General features: G+C 70.1%; 19 protein-coding genes and 1 riboswitch. Of the genes, 7 read left to right on the top strand and 12 right to left on the bottom strand.

The features are described from left to right. Window positions 1–64 precede the first annotated feature (64 nt). Together M878_RS84780 and M878_RS84775 are read left to right on the top strand one after the other, a co-directional pair. Window positions 65–889 (top strand): FAD binding domain-containing protein, encoded by an 825-nt coding sequence (locus tag M878_RS84780; protein WP_023552233.1) that lies wholly within the window; start codon window positions 65–67, stop codon window positions 887–889. After that, complete coding sequence (locus M878_RS84775; protein ID WP_023552231.1) at window positions 886–3,624, top strand: molybdopterin-dependent oxidoreductase; 2,739 nt, start codon at window positions 886–888, stop codon at window positions 3,622–3,624. Before M878_RS84780 ends, M878_RS84775 begins: the two co-directional genes overlap by 4 nt. Here the strand turns inward: M878_RS84775 and M878_RS84770 are convergent. After that, window positions 3,539–4,027 (bottom strand): molybdopterin-dependent oxidoreductase, encoded by a 489-nt coding sequence (locus M878_RS84770; RefSeq protein ID WP_023552230.1) that lies wholly within the window; start codon window positions 4,025–4,027, stop codon window positions 3,539–3,541. The genes M878_RS84775 and M878_RS84770 overlap by 86 nt on opposite strands. 205 nt (window positions 4,028–4,232) lie before the next feature. On the opposite strand from M878_RS84770, the gene modA reads away from it, so the two are divergent. Genes modA through M878_RS84750 form a run of 4 tightly spaced genes read left to right on the top strand, consistent with a single transcriptional unit; the run spans window position 4,233 to window position 7,495 of the window. Further along, window positions 4,233–5,063: a molybdate ABC transporter substrate-binding protein gene (gene modA, locus M878_RS84765; protein WP_023552229.1), complete on the top strand. Its 831-nt coding sequence runs from the start codon at window positions 4,233–4,235 to the stop codon at window positions 5,061–5,063. Next, window positions 5,060–5,920, top strand: a complete 861-nt coding sequence (gene modB / locus M878_RS84760) for a molybdate ABC transporter permease subunit (RefSeq protein WP_023552228.1) — start codon at window positions 5,060–5,062, stop codon at window positions 5,918–5,920. Before modA ends, modB begins: the two co-directional genes overlap by 4 nt. Before the next feature lie 41 nt (window positions 5,921–5,961). Beyond that, a complete protein-coding gene (locus tag M878_RS84755) occupies window positions 5,962–7,047 on the top strand; it encodes an ABC transporter ATP-binding protein (protein ID WP_031226734.1) in 1,086 nt (361 codons plus the stop codon). A gap of 28 nt (window positions 7,048–7,075) precedes the next feature. Beyond that, a complete protein-coding gene (locus tag M878_RS84750) occupies window positions 7,076–7,495 on the top strand; it encodes a TOBE domain-containing protein (RefSeq protein ID WP_023552226.1) in 420 nt (139 codons plus the stop codon). A 55-nt stretch (window positions 7,496–7,550) separates the two neighbouring features. Here M878_RS84750 and gcvP read toward each other — a convergent pair whose 3' ends face one another. Continuing rightward, entirely contained in the window at window positions 7,551–10,436 is a 2,886-nt protein-coding gene (gcvP, locus tag M878_RS84745) for an aminomethyl-transferring glycine dehydrogenase (protein WP_023552225.1), read from the bottom strand. Window positions 10,437–10,605: 169 nt separating this feature from the next. Beyond that, window positions 10,606–10,700, bottom strand: a riboswitch (glycine riboswitch). A 119-nt stretch (window positions 10,701–10,819) separates the two neighbouring features. Here gcvP and M878_RS84740 point away from each other — a divergent pair. Beyond that, window positions 10,820–11,194: a PRC-barrel domain-containing protein gene (locus M878_RS84740; protein ID WP_023552224.1), complete on the top strand. Its 375-nt coding sequence runs from the start codon at window positions 10,820–10,822 to the stop codon at window positions 11,192–11,194. Here the strand turns inward: M878_RS84740 and M878_RS84735 are convergent. The 10 genes from M878_RS84735 to clsA form a co-directional block, all read right to left on the bottom strand. Continuing rightward, window positions 11,116–12,675 carry a DNA polymerase IV gene (locus tag M878_RS84735; protein WP_023552223.1) on the bottom strand — a complete coding sequence of 520 codons (1,560 nt, stop codon included), beginning with the start codon at window positions 12,673–12,675 and terminating at the stop codon, window positions 11,116–11,118. The genes M878_RS84740 and M878_RS84735 overlap by 79 nt on opposite strands. Window positions 12,676–12,787: 112 nt before the next feature. Then, a complete protein-coding gene (locus M878_RS84730; protein WP_078630478.1) occupies window positions 12,788–13,432 on the bottom strand; it encodes a MerR family transcriptional regulator in 645 nt (214 codons plus the stop codon). Between the two features lie 228 nt (window positions 13,433–13,660). Then, window positions 13,661–14,134, bottom strand: a complete 474-nt coding sequence (locus M878_RS84725) for a bifunctional nuclease family protein (RefSeq protein WP_026253112.1) — start codon at window positions 14,132–14,134, stop codon at window positions 13,661–13,663. A gap of 86 nt (window positions 14,135–14,220) precedes the next feature. Next, window positions 14,221–14,958, bottom strand: coding sequence for a transcriptional regulator FtsR (gene ftsR / locus M878_RS84720; protein WP_031226731.1), 738 nt, complete (start codon window positions 14,956–14,958; stop codon window positions 14,221–14,223). A 43-nt stretch (window positions 14,959–15,001) separates the two neighbouring features. Continuing rightward, complete coding sequence (locus tag M878_RS95255) at window positions 15,002–15,832, bottom strand: zinc-ribbon and FHA domain-containing protein (protein ID WP_209445583.1); 831 nt, start codon at window positions 15,830–15,832, stop codon at window positions 15,002–15,004. Window positions 15,833–16,022: 190 nt separating this feature from the next. Beyond that, entirely contained in the window at window positions 16,023–16,853 is an 831-nt protein-coding gene (locus M878_RS84710; protein ID WP_023552219.1) for a DUF881 domain-containing protein, read from the bottom strand. A gap of 5 nt (window positions 16,854–16,858) precedes the next feature. Next, the gene (locus M878_RS84705) at window positions 16,859–17,191 is read right to left on the bottom strand and encodes a small basic family protein (protein ID WP_003988855.1); all 333 of its coding nucleotides are present in this window, start codon (window positions 17,189–17,191) and stop codon (window positions 16,859–16,861) included. After that, entirely contained in the window at window positions 17,188–18,105 is a 918-nt protein-coding gene (locus M878_RS84700; RefSeq protein ID WP_031226728.1) for a DUF881 domain-containing protein, read from the bottom strand. The genes M878_RS84705 and M878_RS84700 overlap by 4 nt, the downstream gene beginning before the upstream one ends. Before the next feature lie 122 nt (window positions 18,106–18,227). Further along, window positions 18,228–20,723, bottom strand: a complete 2,496-nt coding sequence (locus M878_RS84695) for a mannose-1-phosphate guanyltransferase (protein ID WP_023552217.1) — start codon at window positions 20,721–20,723, stop codon at window positions 18,228–18,230. 114 nt (window positions 20,724–20,837) lie between these two features. Further along, window positions 20,838–21,446 carry a cardiolipin synthase ClsA gene (gene clsA / locus M878_RS84690; RefSeq protein ID WP_023552216.1) on the bottom strand — a complete coding sequence of 203 codons (609 nt, stop codon included), beginning with the start codon at window positions 21,444–21,446 and terminating at the stop codon, window positions 20,838–20,840. Window positions 21,447–21,553: the final 107 nt, after the last annotated feature.

Genomic DNA, 21,553 nt, shown 5'->3' with positions numbered 1-21,553 from the left:
GGTCGGAGTTTCCGTGCTCCGCACCAGTCGTCCGGGCCGGTTCCCCGTTGGTTCACTTTCGGCCATGGACCTGAACACGGTGGTCGAGATACGAGACGCCAGGCGGCCGGCGCCGTGGCGGCCGGGGGACGCCTGGCTCGGCGGCGGAACGTACCTGTTCTCCGAGCCCCAGCCGCACCTGCGGCGCCTGGTGGACCTGAGCCGGATGGGCTGGACACCCGTGCGCCGCCACCCGGACGGCTCGCTGGAGCTCGCCGCCACCTGCACCATCGCCGAACTCTCGTGCTACGCAAGGGACTTGATCGCCCCCGCCGCTCCCCTCTTCGAGCAGTGCTGCCGGGCGTTCCTCGCCTCGTTCAAGATCTGGAACATGGCCACGGTCGGCGGGAACCTGTGCAACGGTCTGCCGGCCGGTCCGATGATCTCCCTCACGGCCGCTCTCGACGGGGAGTGCCTGCTGATCGCCCAGGACGGCACCCTGCGCCGGGTCCGGGTCGCCGACTTCGTCATCGGAGCGGGCCGCAAGGACCTCGCCGCGGGCGAGCTGCTGCGCTCGGTCACCCTCCCCGCCCGCGCCCTGGCCTGCCGTACGGCGTTCCGGCAGACCTCTCTGTACGGGTTGGGCCGCTCGGCCGTCCTCGTCATCGGCACACTCGACCCGGTCGACCACTCGGTCGCGATCACCGTCACCGCCGCCACGGTCCGCCCGATACGGCTCTGGTTCCCGCTGGCCCCGACGGCTGCGGCGCTGCGCGAGGCGATCGACGGGGCGGTCGCGGACGGCGAGTGGTTCGACGACATCCACGGACTGCCCGAGTGGCGGCGGCACATGACGTTCCGGCTGGCGGAGGAGATACGCCGCGAGCTGGTGGAGGAGGAGTGGCGATGAAGGTGGACGTCAACGGCCGGACCTTCGAGGAGGAGCCCCGGCCCGGCCAGTGCCTGCGCACCTATCTGCGCGAACGCGGGTGGTTCGGGGTGAAGAAGGGCTGCGACCAGGGCGACTGCGGCGCCTGCACGGTCCATGTCGACGGCAGGCCCGTGCACAGCTGCCTGTACCCGGCCTTCCGGGCCGACGGCCACCGTGTCACCACCGTCGAGGGTCTGGCCTCCCCGGACGGCGAACTCCATCCCGTCCAGCAGAAGTTCCTCGACGCCCAGGGCTTCCAGTGCGGCTTCTGCACTGCCGGCTTCCTGATGACCACGGCCGCCCTCGACGAGGACAAACTGGCCGACCTGCCACGGGCGTTCAAGGGCAACCTGTGCCGCTGCACCGGCTACCGGGCCATCGAGGACGCCGTACGCGGGGTGAAGAACGTGGAGGCGCCCGCGCCCGGCGAGTCCGTCGGCCGCAGTCTGCCCGCCCCGGCCGGACCTCAGGTCGTCACCGGCACCGCCCGCTACACCTTCGACATCGACGTGCCCGGCGTGCTCCATATGAAGCTGCTGCGCTCCCCGCACGCCCACGCCCGCATCCTCGCGATCGACACCTCCGCCGCCCTGCGTGTCCCGGGCGTCCAGGCCGTGTTCACTCACCACGACGCCCCGGAACGGCACTTCTCCACCGCCCGCCACGAGCACCCCGAGGAGGACCCGGACGACACCCGCGTCCTCGACGACACGGTCCGCTACGCCGGCCAGCGCGTGGCGGCCGTCGTAGCCGACAGCGAGGCGTCCGCCGAGGAGGGCTGCCGGCGGATCGAGGTGACGTACGAGGAGCTGCCCGCCGTACTCGACCCCGAGGAGGCCATGCGGCCGGGGGCTCCCGTGGTCCATGACAAGGACGCGGGAGCGGCCCGGATCTCCCGCCCGCAGAACAACGTCGTCGGCGAGGCACACGGCGAGATCGGCGATGTCGAAGCGGGCTTCGCCGAGGCGGACGTCGTCTACGAGGAGACCTTCCGCACCCAGCGGGTCCAGCACGCCAGCCTGGAGACACACGGCGCGGTCGCCTGGATCGACGAGAACGGCCGGCTCACCGTCCGTACCAGCTCCCAGACCCCGTTCCTCACCCGTCGCGCCCTGTGCGCGCTGTACGACCTGCCCGAGGAGCAGGTCCGCGTGGTAGCGGGCCGGGTCGGCGGCGGGTTCGGCGGCAAGCAGGAGATGCTGGTCGAGGACATCGTGGCGCTCGCCGTACTGAAGCTGCGCAAGCCGGTGAAGCTGGAGTACACGCGCGCCGAGCAGTTCTACGGCGCGACCACCCGGCACCCGTTCACGATCAGGGTGAAGGCGGGCGCCCGCCGTGACGGCACGCTCACCGCCCTCCAGCTGCGCGTCGTCGCGAACACCGGCGCCTACGGCAACCACGGCCCGGCCGTGATGTTCCACAGCGTCGGCGAGTCCATGGCCGTCTACCGCGCCGCGCACAAGCAGGTCGACGCCTACTCGGTGTACACGCACACCGTCCCGGCGGGCGCCTTTCGGGGCTACGGCCTCGGCCAGGTGCTGTTCGCGGTGGAGTCCGCGCTGGACGAACTGGCCCGCCGGCTCGGCCTGGATCCGCTGGAGTTCAAGGCTCGCAACATCATCGGCCCCGACGAGCCGATGCTCACCCCGGGCGGCCACGAGGAGGACCTGCACATCGCGAGCTACGGCCTCGACCAGTGCCTGTCGATCGTGCGCAGAGCACAGTCCCAGCCCGGTGAACCCGCCCCCGAGGGCTGGCTGCTCGGTGAGGGCGCGGCCCTGGCGATGATCGCGACCGGGCCGCCCGGCGGCCACCTCGCCGACGCCAAGGCCACCCTGCTGTCCGACGGCACCTTCGATCTGGCCGTCGGCACCGCCGAGTTCGGCAACGGCACCACCACCGTGCACAAGCAGATCGCGGCCGGTGAACTCGCCACCACCGTCGACCGGATCACCATCCGCCAGTCCGACACGGACGTCGTACGACACGACACGGGCGCCTTCGCCTCCACCGGCACGGTCGTGGCCGGTAAGGCCACGCTGCGCGCCGCCCGCGCCCTCGCCGGCCAGCTGCTGGACTTCGCCGCCGCCCATCTGGGCGTGGCACGCGCCGACTGCCGGCTCGCCGAGGAGGCCGTGCTGCACCCCGGTGGACGCCTGCTGCTCAAGGAGGTGTACGCGGCCTCCCGGGCTGTCGGCCTGGAGCTCGCCGCCGACGGGCACTTCGGCGGCACCCCGCGCTCGGTCGCCTTCAACGCGCACTGGTTCCGGGTGGCGGTCGATCCCGGCACCGGCGAGATCCGCATCCTGCGCAGTGTGCACGCGGCCGACGCCGGCAAGGTGATGAACCCGATGCAGTGCCGGGGCCAGGTGGAGGGCGGGGTCGCCCAGGCGCTCGGCGCCACGCTCTTCGAGCGGGTGCTGCTGGACGAGCGGGGCGCGGTCGACACGGCCGCCTTCCGCCGCTACCGGCTCCCGCAGTACGCCGATGTGCCGCGCACCGAGGTGCACTTCATGGAGACGGCCGACGCCATCGGCCCGCTGGGCGCGAAGTCGATGAGCGAGAGCCCCTTCAACCCGGTCGCCCCGGCCCTGGCGAACGCCCTGCGGGACGCGACGGGCGTGCGGTTCACCGAGGTGCCGCTGCTGCGTGACCGGGTGTGGTGGGAGCTGGCGCTCCGCAGCGATAGGCGCCGTCCACCCGGATCGCCGTGATCCCGCTGATGTGCCGCGCCCCGCACCGGTCCTGCGGGAGCACCAGCTGGGGCCCGGCCGCATCCAGCGGGGTGTCGTCGATGCGCACGCCGAGCAGGACCGGCGCGTCCGCGAAGTCAGGGTCGATCTCGGCCCAGGACAGCACGGCGTGGTGGCCGTCGGTGCCGGTGACGGCGATGAGGAAGCGCAGCCGGTCCTTGCGCCGCGCCGGGTCGAAACCGGGCCCCGCGTCGACCAGGACGTCGTACAGCCGGGGGCCGGCGAACCGGTGGTGCTGGATGCCGCTGGTCGCGCAATCGAAGCTGACGTCCACCCGGTGCTGCGGCCAGCGGAGCAGGTCCGGCACGGTCAGCCGGACGGGCCGGGCCAGATCGCCGGTCAGGTCGAGTTCCGCGAGCGTCACCTGCGACCACCTCCCGCAGCACCGTACCCGCCGGAGCGCACCGTGCAAACGCACATGCGAGCCCCACATCACAAGTTCGCAGCTCATGCGAAGTGACAGGAGACTTAGAGCTGGCAGATGCGGCAGTATCATCGCGCACGGCCGGATCTCTCCCGGCCGCGACAGGGCGCGACAGTTGTTCCACAGAACGCGAGGAGTACAAGTGATGACCCGTTCCGTGCGCCGGACCCGGCGGATGCTGCAGCTGGCCGGTGCGGGAGCCGCCGCCCTGATGGCCCTCAGCGCCTGCTCCTCCTCGTCCGGCTCCGCCAAGTCCAAGGACACCTCGGCCTCGTCGGGGTCCTCGGCCTCGCCGAAGCTGTCCGGCTCGGTCACCGTGTTCGCCGCCGCCTCGCTGAAGGAGAGCTTCACGACCCTGGGCAAGGAGTTCGAGAAGCAGCACCCGGGCACCCACGTCAACTTCAACTTCGGCGGCAGCGACACCCTCGCGGCCAGCATCACCGGCGGTGCCCCGGCGGACGTCTTCGCCGCCGCCAGCCCGAAGACGATGAAGATCGTCACGGCCAAGAACGACGCGGTCGGGACCCCGGCCACCTTCGTCCGCAATCAGCTGGAGATCGCCACCGTGCCGGGCAACCCGCACAAGGTGGCCTCGCTGAAGGACCTCACCAAGTCCGGTCTGAAGGTCGTCCTGTGCGACAAGACGGTGCCGTGCGGTGCCGCCGCGCAGAAGGCCCTGGACGCCAGCCACCTCAAGCTCACCCCGGTCTCCTACGAGCAGGACGTCAAGGGCGCCCTGAACAAGGTGGAGCTGAAGGAGGCCGACGCCGCGGTCGTCTACAAGACCGATGTGCACGCTGCGGGTGACAAGGTGGGGGGCGTGGAGTTCCCCGAGTCCGCCAAGGCGATCAACGACTACCCGATCGTCCTGCTGAAGAACGCGCCGAACGCCGAAACCGCCAAGGCGTTCATCGCCCTCGTGCAGTCAGCCGAGGGCCAGAAGGTGCTGAGCCAGGCCGGCTTCCTCAAGCCGTGACCTCGCTTCACCAGTCCGGCGCCGCGACCGGCTCCCGCACGGGCCGGCCGCGGCGCCGCCGCGTCGGCACGGGGGGCCGACGCGGGGTGCCGTTGCCGCTGTTGCTGCCGGGCCTGCTGGCGCTGGCGTTCCTGCTGCTGCCCCTGGTCGCGCTCCTCATCCGCGCGCCCTGGGGCAGCCTGCCGGGCCAGCTGTCCAGTACCGAGGTGTGGCAGGCGCTCCAGCTCTCGCTGATCAGCGCCACCGCGGCAACGGCTGTCAGCCTCGTCCTGGGTGTGCCCCTGGCCTGGCTGCTGGCCCGTACGGACTTCCCCGGCCGGGGGTTCGTACGGGCCCTGGTGACCTTGCCGCTCGTGCTGCCGCCGGTGGTCGGCGGTGTGGCTCTGCTGCTGGCGCTCGGCCGCAACGGAGTGATCGGCAAGTGGCTGGACTCCTGGTTCGGGATCACGCTGCCGTTCACCACCGCCGGGGTCGTGGTCGCGGAGGCGTTCGTCGCGATGCCGTTCCTGGTCATCAGCGTCGAGGGCACTCTGCGCGCGGCCGACCCGCGCTTCGAGGAGGCGGCGACGACGCTCGGCGCGTCCCGCTTCACCGCGTTCCGCCGGGTCACCCTGCCTCTGATCGCGCCCGGCATCGCGGCGGGGTCGGTGCTGGCCTGGGCGCGTGCGCTCGGCGAGTTCGGCGCGACGATCACCTTCGCGGGCAACTTCCCCGGCCGCACCCAGACCATGCCCCTCGCGGTCTACCTGGCCCTGCAGAACGACCCCGACGCGGCGATCTCGCTGAGCCTGGTTCTGCTGGTGGTGTCGATCGCGGTGCTGGCCGCGCTCAGGGACCGCTGGATGACAGGAGCGTGATCATGGCAGCCGGACCGGACCGTGTGCGAACGTACAGCCCCATGACCGACATCGACGCCCCCAAGGCCGACCTGCGCAGAATGGGCGACGAGGGACTCGACGCCCACCTCGTCGTCGACCGTGGCTCCTTCCGGCTGGACGTGACCCTGGCGGCGGCCCCCGGGGACGTCGTCGCCCTCCTCGGCCCGAACGGCGCAGGCAAAACCACCGCCCTCCGTGCCCTGGCCGGTCTCGTCCCGCTCACCGACGGACACCTCAGGCTGGACGGCGCCTCCCTGGACCGCACTTCCCCGGAGTCCCGCCCCGTCGGCGTGGTCTTCCAGGACTATCTGCTCTTCCCGCATCTGTCCGCGCTGGACAACGTGGCCTTCGGGCCGCGCTGCCAGGGCGTGCCCAAGGCCGAGGCGCGTGCCCAGGCCGCCGCGTGGCTGGACCGGATGGGTCTCGCCGGCCACGCGGGCGCCAAGCCCCGCCGGCTCTCCGGCGGGCAGGCCCAGCGCGTGGCTCTCGCCCGTGCCCTGGCCACCCACCCCCGGCTGCTGCTCCTGGACGAGCCACTGGCCGCCCTGGACGCCCGTACCCGCCTGGAGGTCCGCGCCCAACTGCGCCGCCATCTGGCCGAGTTCGAGGCGGTCGCCGTCCTCGTCACGCACGACCCGCTGGACGCCATGGTGCTCGCGGACCGACTGGTGGTCATCGAGCACGGCCAGGTCGTCCAGGAGGGCACCCCCGCCGACATCGCCCGCCACCCGCGCACCGACTACATCGCCCAGCTCGTCGGCCTCAACCTCTACCGGGGCCGGGCCGAGCGGCACACGGTACGACTCGACACGGGTCCCCGGATCACCACCACGGAAGACCTGTCGGGCCCGGTCTTCGTGGCGTTCCCGCCCAGCGCCGTCACCCTGTTCCGGGACCGGCCCACCGGCGCCAGCGCCCGTAACCTCTGGCGCTGCGAGGTGACCGGCCTGGAGACGCACGGCGACCAGATCCGCGCCGACCTCGGCGGCGAGCTCCCCCTCGCCGCCGACCTCACCACGGTCGCCGCCGCCGAGCTCGATCTGCACCCGGGCGCCGCCGTCTGGGCGACGGTCAAAGCGACGCAGACGCACGCATACCCGGCCTGAGCGGGCGGGCGCCCTACCGTGGGTGCCCATGACCCTGAGCATCCGCAACCAGCTCCCCGGCACGGTCACGGCGATCCAGCCGGGCGAGGCCATGGCCACTGTCAAGATCCGGCTCGGCGGGGGACAGGACCTGACCGCGGCGATCACCCTGGAGTCCGTCCGGGATCTCGGCCTGTCCGAGGGCTCCGCGGTACGAGCCCTGGTGAAGTCCACCGAGGTCTCCCTCGCCACCGCGCCGATCGACCGCGTCTCGATCCGCAACCAGCTGCCGGGCACCGTCACCGACATCGCGGCCGGCGCCGCGATGGCCACCGTGAAGATCTCGATCGACGGCGGCTCGGTGACCTCCGCCATCACCAAGGAGTCGGCCACCGACCTCGGCCTCTCCACCGGCTCCGCCGTGGTCGCCCTGATCAAGTCCACCGAGGTGGCGCTGGCTACGGCATGACACGGCGAGGGCCCCGCCCGGAATCCGGACGGAGCCCTGGGGAGTCACAGCGGACTCAGTCCTCGTACGCGTCCAGCGGCGGGCAGGAGCACACCAGGTTGCGGTCGCCGAAGGCCTGGTCGATACGGCGCACCGGCGGCCAGTACTTGTCGGCCGCCGAGACTCCGGCCGGGAAGACGGCGTCCTCGCGGCTGTAGGCGTGCCTCCACTCACCGCCGAGCGCGGCCGCGGTGTGCGGGGAGTTCCGCAGCGGGTTGTCCTCCGCCGGCCACTCGCCCGAGCCGACCTTCTCGATCTCCGCGCGGATGGCGATCATCGCGTCGCAGAAACGGTCCAGCTCGGTGATGTCCTCCGACTCGGTCGGCTCGATCATCAGCGTGCCGGCCACCGGGAAGGACATGGTCGGCGCGTGGAAGCCGTAGTCGATCAAACGCTTGGCCACGTCGTCCACGCTCACGCCGGTCGCCTTGGTCAGCGGGCGCAGATCGATGATGCACTCGTGCGCGACCAGGCCCCCGGGGCCGGTGTAGAGGACCGGGTAGTGCGGCTCCAGCCGCTTGGCGATGTAGTTGGCGCTGAGCACGGCCACCTGGGTGGCCCGCTTGAGGCCCTCGCCGCCCATCAGCCGGACGTACGCCCAGGAGATCGGCAGGATGCCCGCGGAGCCCCAGGGAGCGGCCGAGATCGGGCCGACGCCGGTCTCCGGGCCCGCGGCGGGCTGCATCGGGTGGTTCGGCAGGTACGGCGCCAGGTGCGCGCGGACCGCGACCGGGCCGACGCCGGGGCCGCCGCCGCCGTGCGGGATGCAGAAGGTCTTGTGCAGGTTCAGGTGCGAGACGTCACCGCCGAAGTGGCCCGGCTTGGCGAGGCCGACCAGCGCGTTCAGGTTGGCGCCGTCGACGTAGACCTGGCCGCCGGCCTCGTGCACCTGGGCGCAGATGTCGGCGACGTGCTCCTCGAAGACGCCGTGCGTCGACGGGTAGGTGATCATCAGCACCGCCAGCTCGTCGCGGTACTGCTCGATCTTGGCGCGCAGGTCCTCGACGTCGATCTCGCCGTCCTCGGCGGTCTTGACGACGACGACCTTCATGCCGGCCATCACGGCGCTGGCCGCGTTGGTGCCGTGCGCGGAGGACGGGATCAGGCATACGACGCGCTGCTCGTCGCCGCATGCGCGGTGGTAGCCGCGTACGGCGAGCAGGCCGGCCAGCTCGCCCTGGGAACCGGCGTTCGGCTGCAGGGAGACCTTGTCGTAGCCGGTGACCTCGGCGAGACGTTCCTCCAGCTCGCGGATGAGCGTGAGATAGCCCTGGGCCTGCTCGGCCGGGGCGAAGGGGTGCAGCTGGCCGAACTCGGGCCAGGTGACCGGCTCCATCTCGGTGGTCGCGTTGAGCTTCATGGTGCAGGAGCCCAGCGGGATCATGCCGCGGTCGAGCGCGTAGTCGCGGTCGGCCAGCTTGCGCAGGTAGCGCAGCATCGCGGTTTCGGAGCGGTGCCGGTGGAAGACGGGGTGGGTGAGGTAGGCGTCGGTGCGCAGCAGTGCCTCGGGGAGGGTGTCCTCGGCGGTCGCGTCCAGCGCCTCGGTGTCGCCCTCGACGCCGAATGCGGACCAGACGGTGCCCAGCTGGGCGCGCGTGGTGGTCTCGTCGCAGGCCAGAGAGACATGGTCGGCGTCGACCAGGTGGAGGTTGACCCCGTTCTGCCGCGCGGCGGCGACGACCCCGGCGGCCTTGCCGGGTACGCGCGCGGTGAGGGTGTCGAAGAAGGCGCCGTGGACGATCTCCACACCGCCGGCCTTCAGCCCCGCCGCGAGGATGGTGGCGTACCGGTGGGTGCGGCGCGCGATGGTCTGGAGCCCCTCGGGCCCGTGGTAGACGGCGTACATCCCGGCCATCACGGCGAGCAGCACCTGCGCGGTGCAGATGTTACTGGTGGCCTTCTCCCGGCGGATGTGCTGCTCACGGGTCTGCAGCGCGAGCCGGTAGGCCTTGTTGCCGTCGGCGTCGACGGAGACGCCCACGAGGCGGCCGGGCAGGCTGCGTGCGAACTTCTCGTGCACCGCCATGTAGCCCGCGTGCGGACCGCCGAAGCCCATCGGCACGCCGAAACGCTGGGTCGTACCGACGGCGATGTCCGCGCCCAGCTCGCCCGGCGAGGTCAGCAGGGCCAGCGCGAGCAGGTCGGCGGCGACGGTGACCAGGGCGCCCAGCTCGTGCGCCTGGTCGATGACCGGCTTGATGTCCCGTACGGCACCGGAGGCGCCCGGGTACTGGATCAGCACTCCGTTGATCTCGCGCGCGGCTATGTCGGCCGGGATGCCCTCGCTGAGGTCGGCGACGACGACCTCGGCACCGGTCGGCTCCGCACGGGTCTGGATCACGGCGACGGTCTGCGGCAGCGCGTCCGCGTCGACCAGGAACAGGCCCTTCTTGTTCTTGCCCATGCGCCGGGAGAGCGCCATCGCCTCGGCGGCGGCCGTTCCCTCATCCAGCAGGGAGGCACCGGAGGTGGGCAGACCGGTGAGGTCGGCGACCACGGTCTGGAAGTTCAGCAGGGCCTCGAGCCGTCCCTGGGAGATCTCCGGCTGGTACGGCGTGTAGGCCGTGTACCAGGCCGGGTTCTCCATGACGTTGCGCAGGATGACCGGCGGCGTGAACGTCCCGTAGTACCCCAGCCCGATCATCGAGCCGAGGACCTGGTTACGCTCGGCGAGCGAGCGCAGCTCGGCGAGCACCTCGGCCTCGGTGCGGGCGCCCGGCAGGTCGAGGGCGTCGGCGTTCTTGATCACATCCGGGACCGCCGCGGCGGTCAGCTCGTCCAGCGAGCCGTAACCGACCTGCGCGAGCATCTTGGCCCGCGCCTCCTGGTCGGGCCCGATGTGACGCTGCTCGAAGGGAATACCCGCTTCGAGCTCCGAGAGCGGCATGCGATGGGCGGTCATTGCGGAGGCCTCCTGGTCTGACGCGACCTTCGAAGGGCACCACGGCGCGGGTACCCCGACGGCCTCCCCCTCTGTCATCTCAACCTGAGAGCTTCACCGGGTATGCCCCCGGCTTTCACCGTCGGTGAGGGCGGGAGTCGTCGACACCCGCCCTGCTTTCCAGAGTGACCTCGTCCGTGCGGTACGTGAGCCTGAGAGATTCCGGGGAGGAGTTGCTCCTTCGGCGCCTCCGAGGTGCTCGGAGGACTCTCCCGCACGGGGTCAGCAGCCGCTGTCAGCCTACCAGCGAGGTCAACGCCCGAGCCCTCGAGTGGCCGCCTCCTTGAATGTGCTCTTTTGTAGTGCTTACGGATGAGTTGCGACCAAGTGGAGGGAGAGGGACCGTGCTGACCGACATCGATCCGCGCAACCTGATCGGCCGCAAGGCGTTCGACCGCAATGGCACCAAGATCGGCACCATCGACGAGATCTACCTCGACGACGCGACCGGCGTGCCGGAGTGGGCGGCCATACGCACCGGCCTGTTCAGCCGGGACGCGTTCGTCCCCCTGGAACCGAGCGAACTGCTCAAGGACGGCACCCTCCACGTCCCCTTCGACCGCGCCCTGATCAAGGACGCCCCCGACTTCGGCGTGGGCCGCCACCTCTCCCCCGAACAGGAACTCCAGCTCTACCACCACTACGGCCTGGACGTGGCCCCACCTCCCCCGGTCCCGGACCACGACTTCGGCAAACTGGCGGGATCCGAGGAGGCCTGAGCCTCGACCGGGCCTTGAGCTCGGTCCGAGGCCCGGGCTTCGGCCGCGGGCTGTTCCCGGTCCTCGCCGCCCCCGCCCTCTTGCGGGGTCCGGGGCGGTGCCCCGCGCCGGTCGCTGCCCGACTGACCGGGACGGCCGAGCAGGTGGGCGGAATCCGCGACCAACGGCAACGGATCGGCAGACTCCAGCGCGGGATCCTCCACAAAGAACGTCCGCACCCGCCCCGGAGGGGACTGCGGAGTCTCGAACCGCACCGTCACCCGCCCCAGCCCACTCCCCTGCACCCACCCATGCCCGTGTTCGGCATGCCGCACATCCTGCCCGGCCCGCCAGTGCCGCTCGACAGGCTCCGCCCAGTCCTGAACGGCCTCGGCTGCGCCCTTCTCCGGCTCCTCCGCCACAGGCACCGGCACGGCCTGCGCGAACAGGTCCTCCTGTGTGTAGTCGGCGAGCCCGGACACCCCCACGCCCAGCAGCCGCACCCCTCCCGTGGTGTCCACGGAGTCCAGCAGCCGCGCGGCCGCCTCCCGGACCACCGCCGGATCGTCCGTGGGCCCTCTGAGCGTCTCGGAGCGGGTCAGCGTCGAGAAGTCGTACCGGCGCACCTTCAGCACGATGGTCCGCCCGGACAGCCCCGCCCCGCGCAGCCGCCCCACGCACCGGTCGGCCAGCCGCTGCACCTCCATTCCGATCCGCAGCCGGTCATGGATGTCCACGTCGTAGGTGTCCTCGACCGACACCGACTTCGCCTCGCGCTCGGCCACCACCGGCCGCTCGTCCTGGGCCAGGGCCATGGCGTACAGCGCGTGCCCGTGAGCCTTGCCGAGCAGCCGGACCAGCTCGTCCTCGCCCGCCTCGGCCAGCTCCTCGACGGTGGTGATCCCGGCTCTGCGCAGATGGTCCCCGGTGGCCGGCCCCACCCCGGGCAGGGTCCGCACCGGCATCGGCCCGAGCAGCGCCCGCTCGGAGCCCGGCTCGATGAGCACCAGACCGTCCGGCTTGGCCTGCTCGGAGGCGATCTTGGCGAGCATCTTGGAGGCGGCGAGACCCACCGAGCCGGTGAGCCCGGTGACCGCCCGGATGTCCGCGCGCAGCGTGATCCCGGCCACCCGCGCCGACTCCTCGTCCCAGGCCGTCCCGCCGGCCTCCAGGTCCACGAACGCCTCGTCCAGGCTGAGCGGCTCCACCAGCGGCGACAGCTCCCGCAGCAGCGCCATCACCTGCTCGCTGATCGCCCGGTACAGGGTGAAGCGCGGCACCAGATACGCGGCATTCGGTGCCAGCCGACGGGCCTGGGCCATCGGCATCGCCGAGTGGACCCCGAAGACCCGTGCCTCGTACGACGCGGTGGCCACCACCCCGCGCGGTCCTAGGCCGCCCACCACGACCGCCTTCCCGCGCAGGCTCGGCTTGGATGCCTGCTCCACCGAGGCGTAGAAGGCATCCATGTCGAGATGCAGGATCGTGGGCGCGTTTCTCACATCTCCGATGCTGCACCACGGCACTGACAATGCCCCGGCCCCGAAAGGCCCGGTGTCGGACCGCCGTACCGCTGCCGGATCGCCTTACGGGCGTCAGACCGCCGCAGCGGAGTCAGACCGCCCGGTTGCGGCGCCGTGCCAGCTCGTCGGCGGGGTTGTGCCCGACGAGGGTCTCGCCGGTGTCGATGCGCTCGCCGTGCAGCTGGGAGAGCGCGCTTTCCACATCCCGCCACACCACGCCGACGGCGATCCCGAAGATGCCCTGACCGCCCTGGAGCAGGGCGTGGACCTCGTCCGGCGAGGTGCACTCGTAGACCGTGGCGCCGTCGCTCATCAGCGTCATCCGCTCCAGATCGCGGAAACCGCGTTCTCTGAGGTGCTGCACGGCGGAGCGGATGTTCTGGAGCGACACGCCCGTGTCCAGGAAGCGCTTGACGATCTTCAGGACGACGACGTCCCGGAAGCTGTACAGACGCTGTGTGCCCGACCCGTACGCGGGCCGCACGCTCGGCTCGACGAGGCCGGTACGGGCCCAGTAGTCGAGCTGTCGGTAGGTGATGCCGGCGGCCGCGCAGGCCGTGGGCCCGCGATAGCCGATCTGTTCCGACGCCATGGACGCCGCCCCTCCGCCGTTCGGCACCGCCGTCGGCCGTTGCGGAGCGTGATCCACCGCGCTGCTGTGAACCGGGTACGGACCGCTCTCCCCGAGACCGCGCACGGGAGCACCCCCAGCCGTACCGTCGCCGCTGGTTCTCACGCCGACCTCCGTCCTTGACCTGCCTTCACGACGGTAGGCAGTCACCAGGGGTGCGTCAACGATCGCCACACTCGGCACGCCGAGTGATAATCACCCTAGGAGTGGTTTCCCGTGTCCCACCGCGGGGAAAGGCTAGCCGAATGCGTTGGCGGGGGGCCGTAGGACGCCCTCAATAGCCGGTGGCAATTGCCCGGGCACGGGACATCGGCGCGCACCGGGCGCTCGCTCTCACTGGCTGCTCGTGCCGAAGTCCTCGGGCGAGATCTGGTCGAGGAACTCGCGGAACTTCTCCACTTCGTCCTCCTGCTCGTCCGGGATGGCGATGCCGGCGTCGTCCAGCACCGTGTCGCTGCCGTAGATCGGCGTTCCGGTGCGCAGGGCCAGCGCTATGGCGTCGGAAGGACGGGCGCTGACCTCGACGCCGCTGGCGAAGACCAGCTCCGCGTAGAAGACACCCTCGCGCAGATCGGTGATGCGTACTTCGGTCAGCTCCTGGCCGACGGCCTCCAGCACGTCCTTGAACAGGTCGTGGGTCAGCGGCCTGGCCGGGGCCATGCCCTGCTGGGCGAACGCGATCGCCGTCGCCTCCCCTGGTCCGATCCAGATGGGGAGGTAACGGTCGCCTCCCACTTCGCGCAGGAGCACGATCGGTTGGTTGGAGGGCATTTCGACCCGGACACCTACGACATCGAGCTCGTTCACACAGCAACCCTAGGCCGTGCCCGGGATGTTTGGGTAGTCGGGCCGGGAACAGGTGCCCGATCCGGCCGCCGCCCGGCCCCGGCGTTTCACGGCAGCCGCACCCCGAGAGCGGTCTGGACCAGTGCCGCGTGCAGCTTCACCGTCAGCGCCGCCAGTTCCTTCGTACGCGCCTCGGCATGGGCCCTGGTCTGCGGGTTGCGATGGCGCTTCAGCGGGGCCACCACCTGATCCACAAGGCCCGCCTCGCGGTCGGCGGCCCCCTTCATCACCCGGAGGTGGCGTGGCTCGATCCCGAACCGGCCCAGTTCGGCCACCAACGAGGCCACGGTGACCGCCTCGGCGTCGTACGCCCCGTCCTCCAGGGGAGCGATCAGCCCGTACGACTCCCACTCCTTCAGCTCGCCCTCGTCGATCTCCGCGGCCGCCAGCAGCTCGGCCCTGCCCACCCGGGCCACCGAGGGTGCCCGCATCGGCTCCGGAGCGTCCTCCCCGATACGCTGACGTCCCACGACGGGCAGCTGGACGGCCTCGCCCTTCTCCATGGCGTCCAGATGCTCGCGGATCACCTTGAGCGGCAGATAGTGGTCCCGCTGCATCCTCAGCACATGGGCGAGGCGCTCGACATCCCCGGTGCTGAACTTGCGGTACCCCGAAGGGGTCCGCTGCGGCTCGATGAGCCCCTCGGACTCCAGGAAACGGATCTTGGAGATGGTGACTTCGGGGAACTCCTCGCGCAGCACGTTCAGCACCGTGCCGATGCTCATCAGCCCACTGTCCCTGGCGGCGGTACCGCTTCCGGCACCGCCGCTCGGTGTTTGAAGCATGGACCTTCCCTGGGGTCCCCCCGGACACCGGTCCGGGGGCGGGTCAGATGCCCTGCCGGCTCGCGTAGAACACCAGCCGGTACTTGCCGATCTGCACCTCGTCGCCGTTCGACAGAGCAACCTGGTCGATCCGCTCGCGGTTCACGTACGTGCCGTTCAGACTGCCGACGTCGGCCACCGTGAAGGAGCCGTCCGGGGAGCGCCGGAACTCCACGTGCCGACGCGAGACCGTGACGTCGTCCAGGAAGATGTCACTCTGCGGATGACGGCCGGCCGTGGTCAGGTCGCTGTCCAGCAGGAAGCGGCTGCCCGAGTTCGGTCCCCGGCGCACCACGAGCAGCGCCGAGCCCGGCGGCAACGCGTCCACCGCGGCCTGCGCCTCCGGCGACAGCATCGGCATCTGCGTCTGCCCGGTCACCTCGGAGTCGTAGGCTTCGAGACCCGAGATGGAGATCGTGGACGTCGTCTCCGCGGCGCGCTCCGGCACCGCTCCCGGGCGCAGCGGCGCGCCGCAGTTGGAGCAGAAGCGGGCGTTTTCTGCGTTGCGGTTACCGCACCTCGTACACACCAGGACCGACATGGACGGATCCTCCTGCTGCGGTTGCCCCGCAGGGGCGTTGGACGCGTACGGACCGGAGGCGAATCCTCCGCCCGCACCTGAGGCTGACGGCTGCCCGAAACCTATGCCGCCAGACTGGGCAGGGTCAACCGACGCCCCGCCCTGACCTCCGGAAATGTCACCGCCCGGACCAGCGAGCTGGTCCCGGAACAGCGGGCGCTGGCCCTCCGCGTCAGGCTGCGCGCGATGCCGAGCGGTCGCGTTGTCGCTGCCCTCTCGCGCGCTCTTGCCGAACAACTTCGCAAACAACTTCACGGGCGATTCCCCTTGACCGAAACAGACCCGCCCGTGGGGCAGGACGAACCCTGATTGCCTACACCGGCCGAGCCGGACATTCTCACAACGTCCGTATCCACCAGACAGTTTCCATCACGCGCCACCCCTTCGGTGCGCCGACCCCCCGCAACCTCATGCCCCTGCCGGACGTCCCCCATGCACCGCCGGTTCACTGGGAGGACGACCGAGCGTAGTCAGGCCGCTTCGCCTGTCGCAAGGCGTCCACGATGATCTTGTCCGACTGCTCGACCGTCACCGTGGCCTGCTCCTTCTCCAGCGTCTGCACCACGCCTCCCGGGATGTTCAGCGCGGGCTCCAGGTCCTGCGGCTTGCCGATGACCTGGAAACGATAGGGGGCGTTGATCTTGTTCCCGTCGACGGCGACGCTCTTGCCGGAATCCGTGAAGTAGGTGCCCGCGACCACCCGGACCCCGTTGACCTGGATCGCCTCCGCACCGGCCGCGCGCAGCTCCTGGATCGCGTCGAGCAGCATGTCCGCCTTGACCGTCCCCTTCGTGTCCTCGATGGTCATCGTGATGCCGGGACCCTGCGCCGCCACGGTGCCCGCCAGAATGCCGAGTTGCTTCTCCTTCTCGGCCGTCTGCCTGCGAGCCTCCGCGGCCTGGTCGGAGCTGCTCTGCAGCTCCTGGCGCTGCTTTTCGAGTCCCTGCTTCTCGTCCTCAAGACGCTGAGTACGCGAATCCAGTTCATCGAGGATGCGAACAAGATCTTCCTGGCGTGCGCCGCGCAGCGCGCTGTCACTGTTGCTGTTCGACGCCACCTGCACCGCGAGCCCGAAGCCGAGGCCGAACAGCAGCAGGGCGACGATGAGTTGGGCCCGGGTGACCCGCGGCGGCCACAGCCCCTTGACCAGCCGCTGCCGCCCGCTCAGCGGCGCCTGCGTCTTCTCCTCGGGCGCCGGCTCCGGTGCCCGCGCGGGCACCTCCTCGGGCAGTTCCTTGCGCAGCCTGTTCTCCGGCCGCTCGTTCTCCTCGCTCATCGGTGTCACGCCCGGAACACGTGGCGCCGGATCGCCGCAGCGTTGGAGAAGATCCGGATACCCAGGACCACCACGACACCCGTGGACAGCTGCGCGCCCACGCCCAACTTGTCACCGAGGAAGACGATCAGCGCTGCGACGACCACGTTGGACAGGAACGACACCACGAAGACCTTGTCGTCGAAGATGCCGTCGAGCATGGCCCGAAGACCGCCGAACACGGCGTCCAGCGCCGCGACCACGGCGATCGGCAGGTAAGGCTCGACGACCGCCGGAACCTCGGGCCGGACCAACAGTCCGGCCACCACTCCCACGACGAGGCCCAGTACGGCGATCACGATGTGCCCTTCTCAGTCTTCTCGGTGCTCGGCTGTGCTGTACGTACGATCACACTGGGTGCGGCGGGCAACCGCATGTCACCCTCCGTGGAGATGGTGGCGCGGATGCCGAAGTTCTGCTCCAGGGCGTGCAGGTACAGGCCGTCGTCGCCGTTCTGGAACTTGGTGCTCATCCGTTCCCCATCCCCCACCGCCAGCACCGTGTACGGCGGCACCAGCGGCCTGTTGTCGACCAGTATCGCGTCTCCCGCGGCCCTGATCGCGGACAGGGCGGTCAGCCGCTGGCCGTTGATGGAGACGGCCTCCGCGCCGGACTGCCACAGCCCGTTGATCACGCGCTGCATGTCCCGGTCGCGCACGCGGCCGGTGTCGGAGAACCCCGAGGTCTCCCGCGGATTGGTGCCGTCGCCACCGGTGCTGGCCTCTTTGGCGTCGTTCACGACGAGCTTGACGCCGGGCCCGTGGACCGCGGTGGCGCCCGACAGCACATCCACCAGATCCGCCTGCGTGCTGCCGCCGCTCGACTTCAGGGCCGCCCGCTGACGCGCGCTGACATCGTCACGCAGTTTGTCGACCGTGCCTTCGAGCTTGTCCGCCGCTGTGGTCTCACTGTCGACGCGGTCGATCAGCTCCTGGCGCTCCTTGGCCACCACGGGCGCCGCCGCCTGCGTCTGTGCCGCCCCCACGGTCACGACCAGCGCCGCGAGGACAAGGCCGGCGGCGAGGCCCAGCTTCGCCCTGAGGGTCTTGGGCAGCCCGCCCTCGCCCCGGGACTTCCTCCGGGCGGCGGCCTCGGCGTATCCGTCGTCGAGGCTGTGGTCCATGACGTTGGTGATCAACGACATGGAGGCGTCCGGGCGGTGCGCCTGCGTGGCGCTGCTCCGAACGGGGGGTTGCTGCGGCATGCCGCACATCGTCGCATGTCGCGCGCGGTTCCTCCGAATGGCCCCACCGGCGTGCCGGACAGGCCCCCTTGGGGACACTTGTCCGGCACGCGCGCGTGCGTGGATTTTGCCGTCCGAAGGCGTGTGCCGCCTTAGCGTCCGGCGCTGTCCACGACGGCCGACCACTCGTCGAGCAGCGCCTGCGCCGAGGCGTCGTCCGGCCCCTCGGCCCACAGATGGGTGACGGCCTCGGCCGGGTCGGGCAGCACCATCACCCAACGGCCGTCGGTCTCCACGACCCGCACCCCGTCCGTCGTGTCGACAAAGCGATCACCGGCAGCCTCGACCACCCGCCGCATGACCAGACCCTTGACCGCCCACGGCGTAGCCAGGTCCCGCTTCAGGACGTGCGCCCGCGGGATCCGCGCATCGATCTGGCTCAGCGTGAGCTGCGTGCGGGCCACCAGCCCGATCAGCCGTACGAAGGCCGCCGTGCCGTCGTAGACGCTGCTGAACTCGGGGACGATGAACCCGCCCTTGCCGTCACCGCCGAAGATGGTGCCCTCTTCGCCGCCCACGCGCGTGAGGTCGTCGGGCGAGGTGGTCGTCCACTCGACCTGGGTGCCATGGTAGGCGGCCACCTGTTCGGCGATCCGGGTCGTGGTCACCGGCAGCGCCACTCGCCCGCTGCGCCGCTCGGCGGCCACCAGGTCCAGCATGACCAGCAGCGCACGGTCGTCCTCGATGATCCGGCCCTTCTCGTCCACGAGCGACAGCCGCTCGCCCACGGGGTCGAACCGGACACCGAACGCGGCGCCCGAGGAGGCCACTATCTCGCCCAGCCGGACCAGACCGTTGCGCCGCATCTCGGCCGTCTCGGTGGGCCGGGCCTCGTCGAGACCGGGGTTGATGGTCAGCGAGTCCACGCCGAGCTTGCCGAGCAGGCTGGGCAGCACGAGCCCGGCACTGCCGTTCGAGGCGTCCACGACGACCTTCAGTCCGGAATCCGCGATCCCGGTCGTGTCGACATTGCGCAGCAGCGAGCCGGTGTACGAGTCGAAGACGCTCGCCGGGAAGTAGAGGTCCCCGATCTCACCGGGGAACGCCCGCCGGTACTCCTGGCGCGCGAACACCCGGTCCAGCTTGCGCTGACCACCCTGCGACAGATCGGCGCCGTTGCCGTCGAAGAACATGATGTCGACCGAGTCCGGCACCCCCGGCGAGGTCCGGATCATGATGCCGCCGGCACTGCCGCGCGCGGTCTGCTGCCGGGCCACGGGCAGCGGTACGTTCTCCAGGTCGCGTACGTCGATGGCGCTGGCCTGCAGCGCGGAGATCACCGCCCGTTTGAGCGCCCGGGCGCCTCGGGAGTGATCGCGGGCCGTGGTGACCGTGGAGCCCTTCTTGAGGGTCGTCGCATAGGCGCCGGCCAGCCGCACGGCCAGTTCCGGCGTGATCTCGACGTTCAGGATGCCGGACACACCCCGGGCGCCGAACAGCTGGGCCTGCCCTCTGGACTCCCAGATGACGGAGGTGTTGACGAAGGCACCGGCCTCGATGGTCTTGAAGGGATAGACCCGGACATTGCCCTGAACGATCGATTCCTCGCCGATCAGGCACTCGTCACCGATGACCGCGCCGTCCTCGATCCGCGCGGCCCGCATGATGTCGGTGTTCTTGCCGACGACACAGCCGCGCAGATTGCTGTGCTGCCCGACGTACACGTTGTCGTGCACGACAGCCTTGTGCAGAAAGGCCCCGCTCTTGACGACGACATTGGAGCCGACGACGGTGTGTTCGCGAATCTCGGCTCCGGCCTCGACCTTCGCGTAGTCGCCGATATACAGCGGACCGCGCAGTACGGCGTCGGGATGCACCTCAGCGCCTTCCGCGACCCACACGCCCGGGGAGATCTCGAAACCGTCGATGTCGACGTTGACCTTGCCCTCAAGCACGTCGGCCTGGGCCTTCACATAGCTCTCGTGGGTGCCGACGTCCTCCCAGTAGCCCTCGGCGACATAGCCGTAGATCGGCTTGCCGTCCTTCATCAACTGCGGGAAGACATCACCGGACCAGTCGACCGGAACATCGGGTTCGACGTAGTTGAATACCTCGGGCTCCATGACATAGATGCCCGTGTTGACAGTGTCGGAGAAGACCTGCCCCCAGGTCGGCTTCTCCAGGAATCGCTCGACCTTGCCTTCCTCGTCGACGATCGTGATGCCGAACTCCAGGGGATTGGGCACCCGGGTCAGACAGACCGTGACCAGCGCGCCCTTCTCCTTGTGGAAATTGATCAGCTCCGTGAGGTCGAAGTCGGTCAGGGCATCACCGGAGATGACGAGGAAGGCATCGTCCTTCAACGCCTCTTCGGCGTTCTTGACGCTTCCGGCGGTACCGAGTGGCTTCTCCTCATTGGCATACGTGAGCTCCATTCCGAGCTCTTCGCCGTCGCCGAAGTAGTTCTTGACGAGCGATGCCAGGAACTGGACGGTGACGACGGTCTCGGTGAGCCCGTGCCTTTTGAGCAGCCGTAGCACATGCTCCATGATCGGGCGGTTGGCCACGGGCAGGAGCGGCTTGGGCATGCTAGAGGTCATGGGGCGCAGGCGGGTGCCTTCGCCCCCGGCCATCACGACGGCCTTCATGTCGGAAGCGTCCTCCTCCAAGAGACGACGGTCTAGCCGACTTCACCCGTCCAGATTGTCCCGCACTTTTCCACCGCGGGCCATCGTGGCGCTACGTCCGGACAATCGCCGAGCTCAATCGGCCATGGCGTCCGCACGGACCAAACGGCGGACCTGTACCACGTAGAGCACTCCTGCCCACCAGTAGAGCGTTGTACCCCACCCGGCGAACGCCCATCCGAAAATAGCAGCGAGTGACGCGATCCAACCGTGTCCATCGCTAAGGAGCAGCAACGGGAAGGCGTACATCAGGTTGAAGGTGGCGGCCTTCCCGAGGAAGTTCACCTGCGGCGGCGGATACCCATGCCGGCGGAGGATGCCCACCATCACCAGGAGCATCAGCTCTCGTGCGAGCAGAAGGGCGGTCAGCCAGAGCGGGAGGATCCCCCGCCAGGTGAGTCCGACCAGCGTGGAAAGTACATACAGCCGGTCGGCGGCGGGGTCGAGAAGCCGGCCGAGACTGCTGATCTGATTCCAGCGCCGGGCGAGCTTGCCGTCGAGATAGTCGCTGATCCCGCTGAAGGCCAGCACCAGGAGGGCCCAGTGGTCGCTCTTGGGTCCCCCGAACTCGGGCCTGAGGATCAACCACAGGAAGAGGGGGACACCGACGAGCCGTGCCATGCTGAGGATGTTGGGGATGGTGAGGACCCGGTCCGTCTGGACACGCGTCTCCTGGACCTCCACCCGGGAGCCTCCTGTGCGAAAACGAGCCAACGATGCCCCTGACCTTACCTCAACGCAAAAAAGCTCCAGCCCCTGGGCAGTGCCCAAGGGCCGGAGCTGTAAAAGGA

The organism is Streptomyces roseochromogenus subsp. oscitans DS 12.976 (assembly GCF_000497445.1).
In the GTDB taxonomy this organism is placed as follows: domain Bacteria; phylum Actinomycetota; class Actinomycetes; order Streptomycetales; family Streptomycetaceae; genus Streptomyces; species Streptomyces oscitans.
Note: the sequence above shows the minus strand (reverse complement) of the source record. Positions and strands in the feature narration are given on the sequence as shown.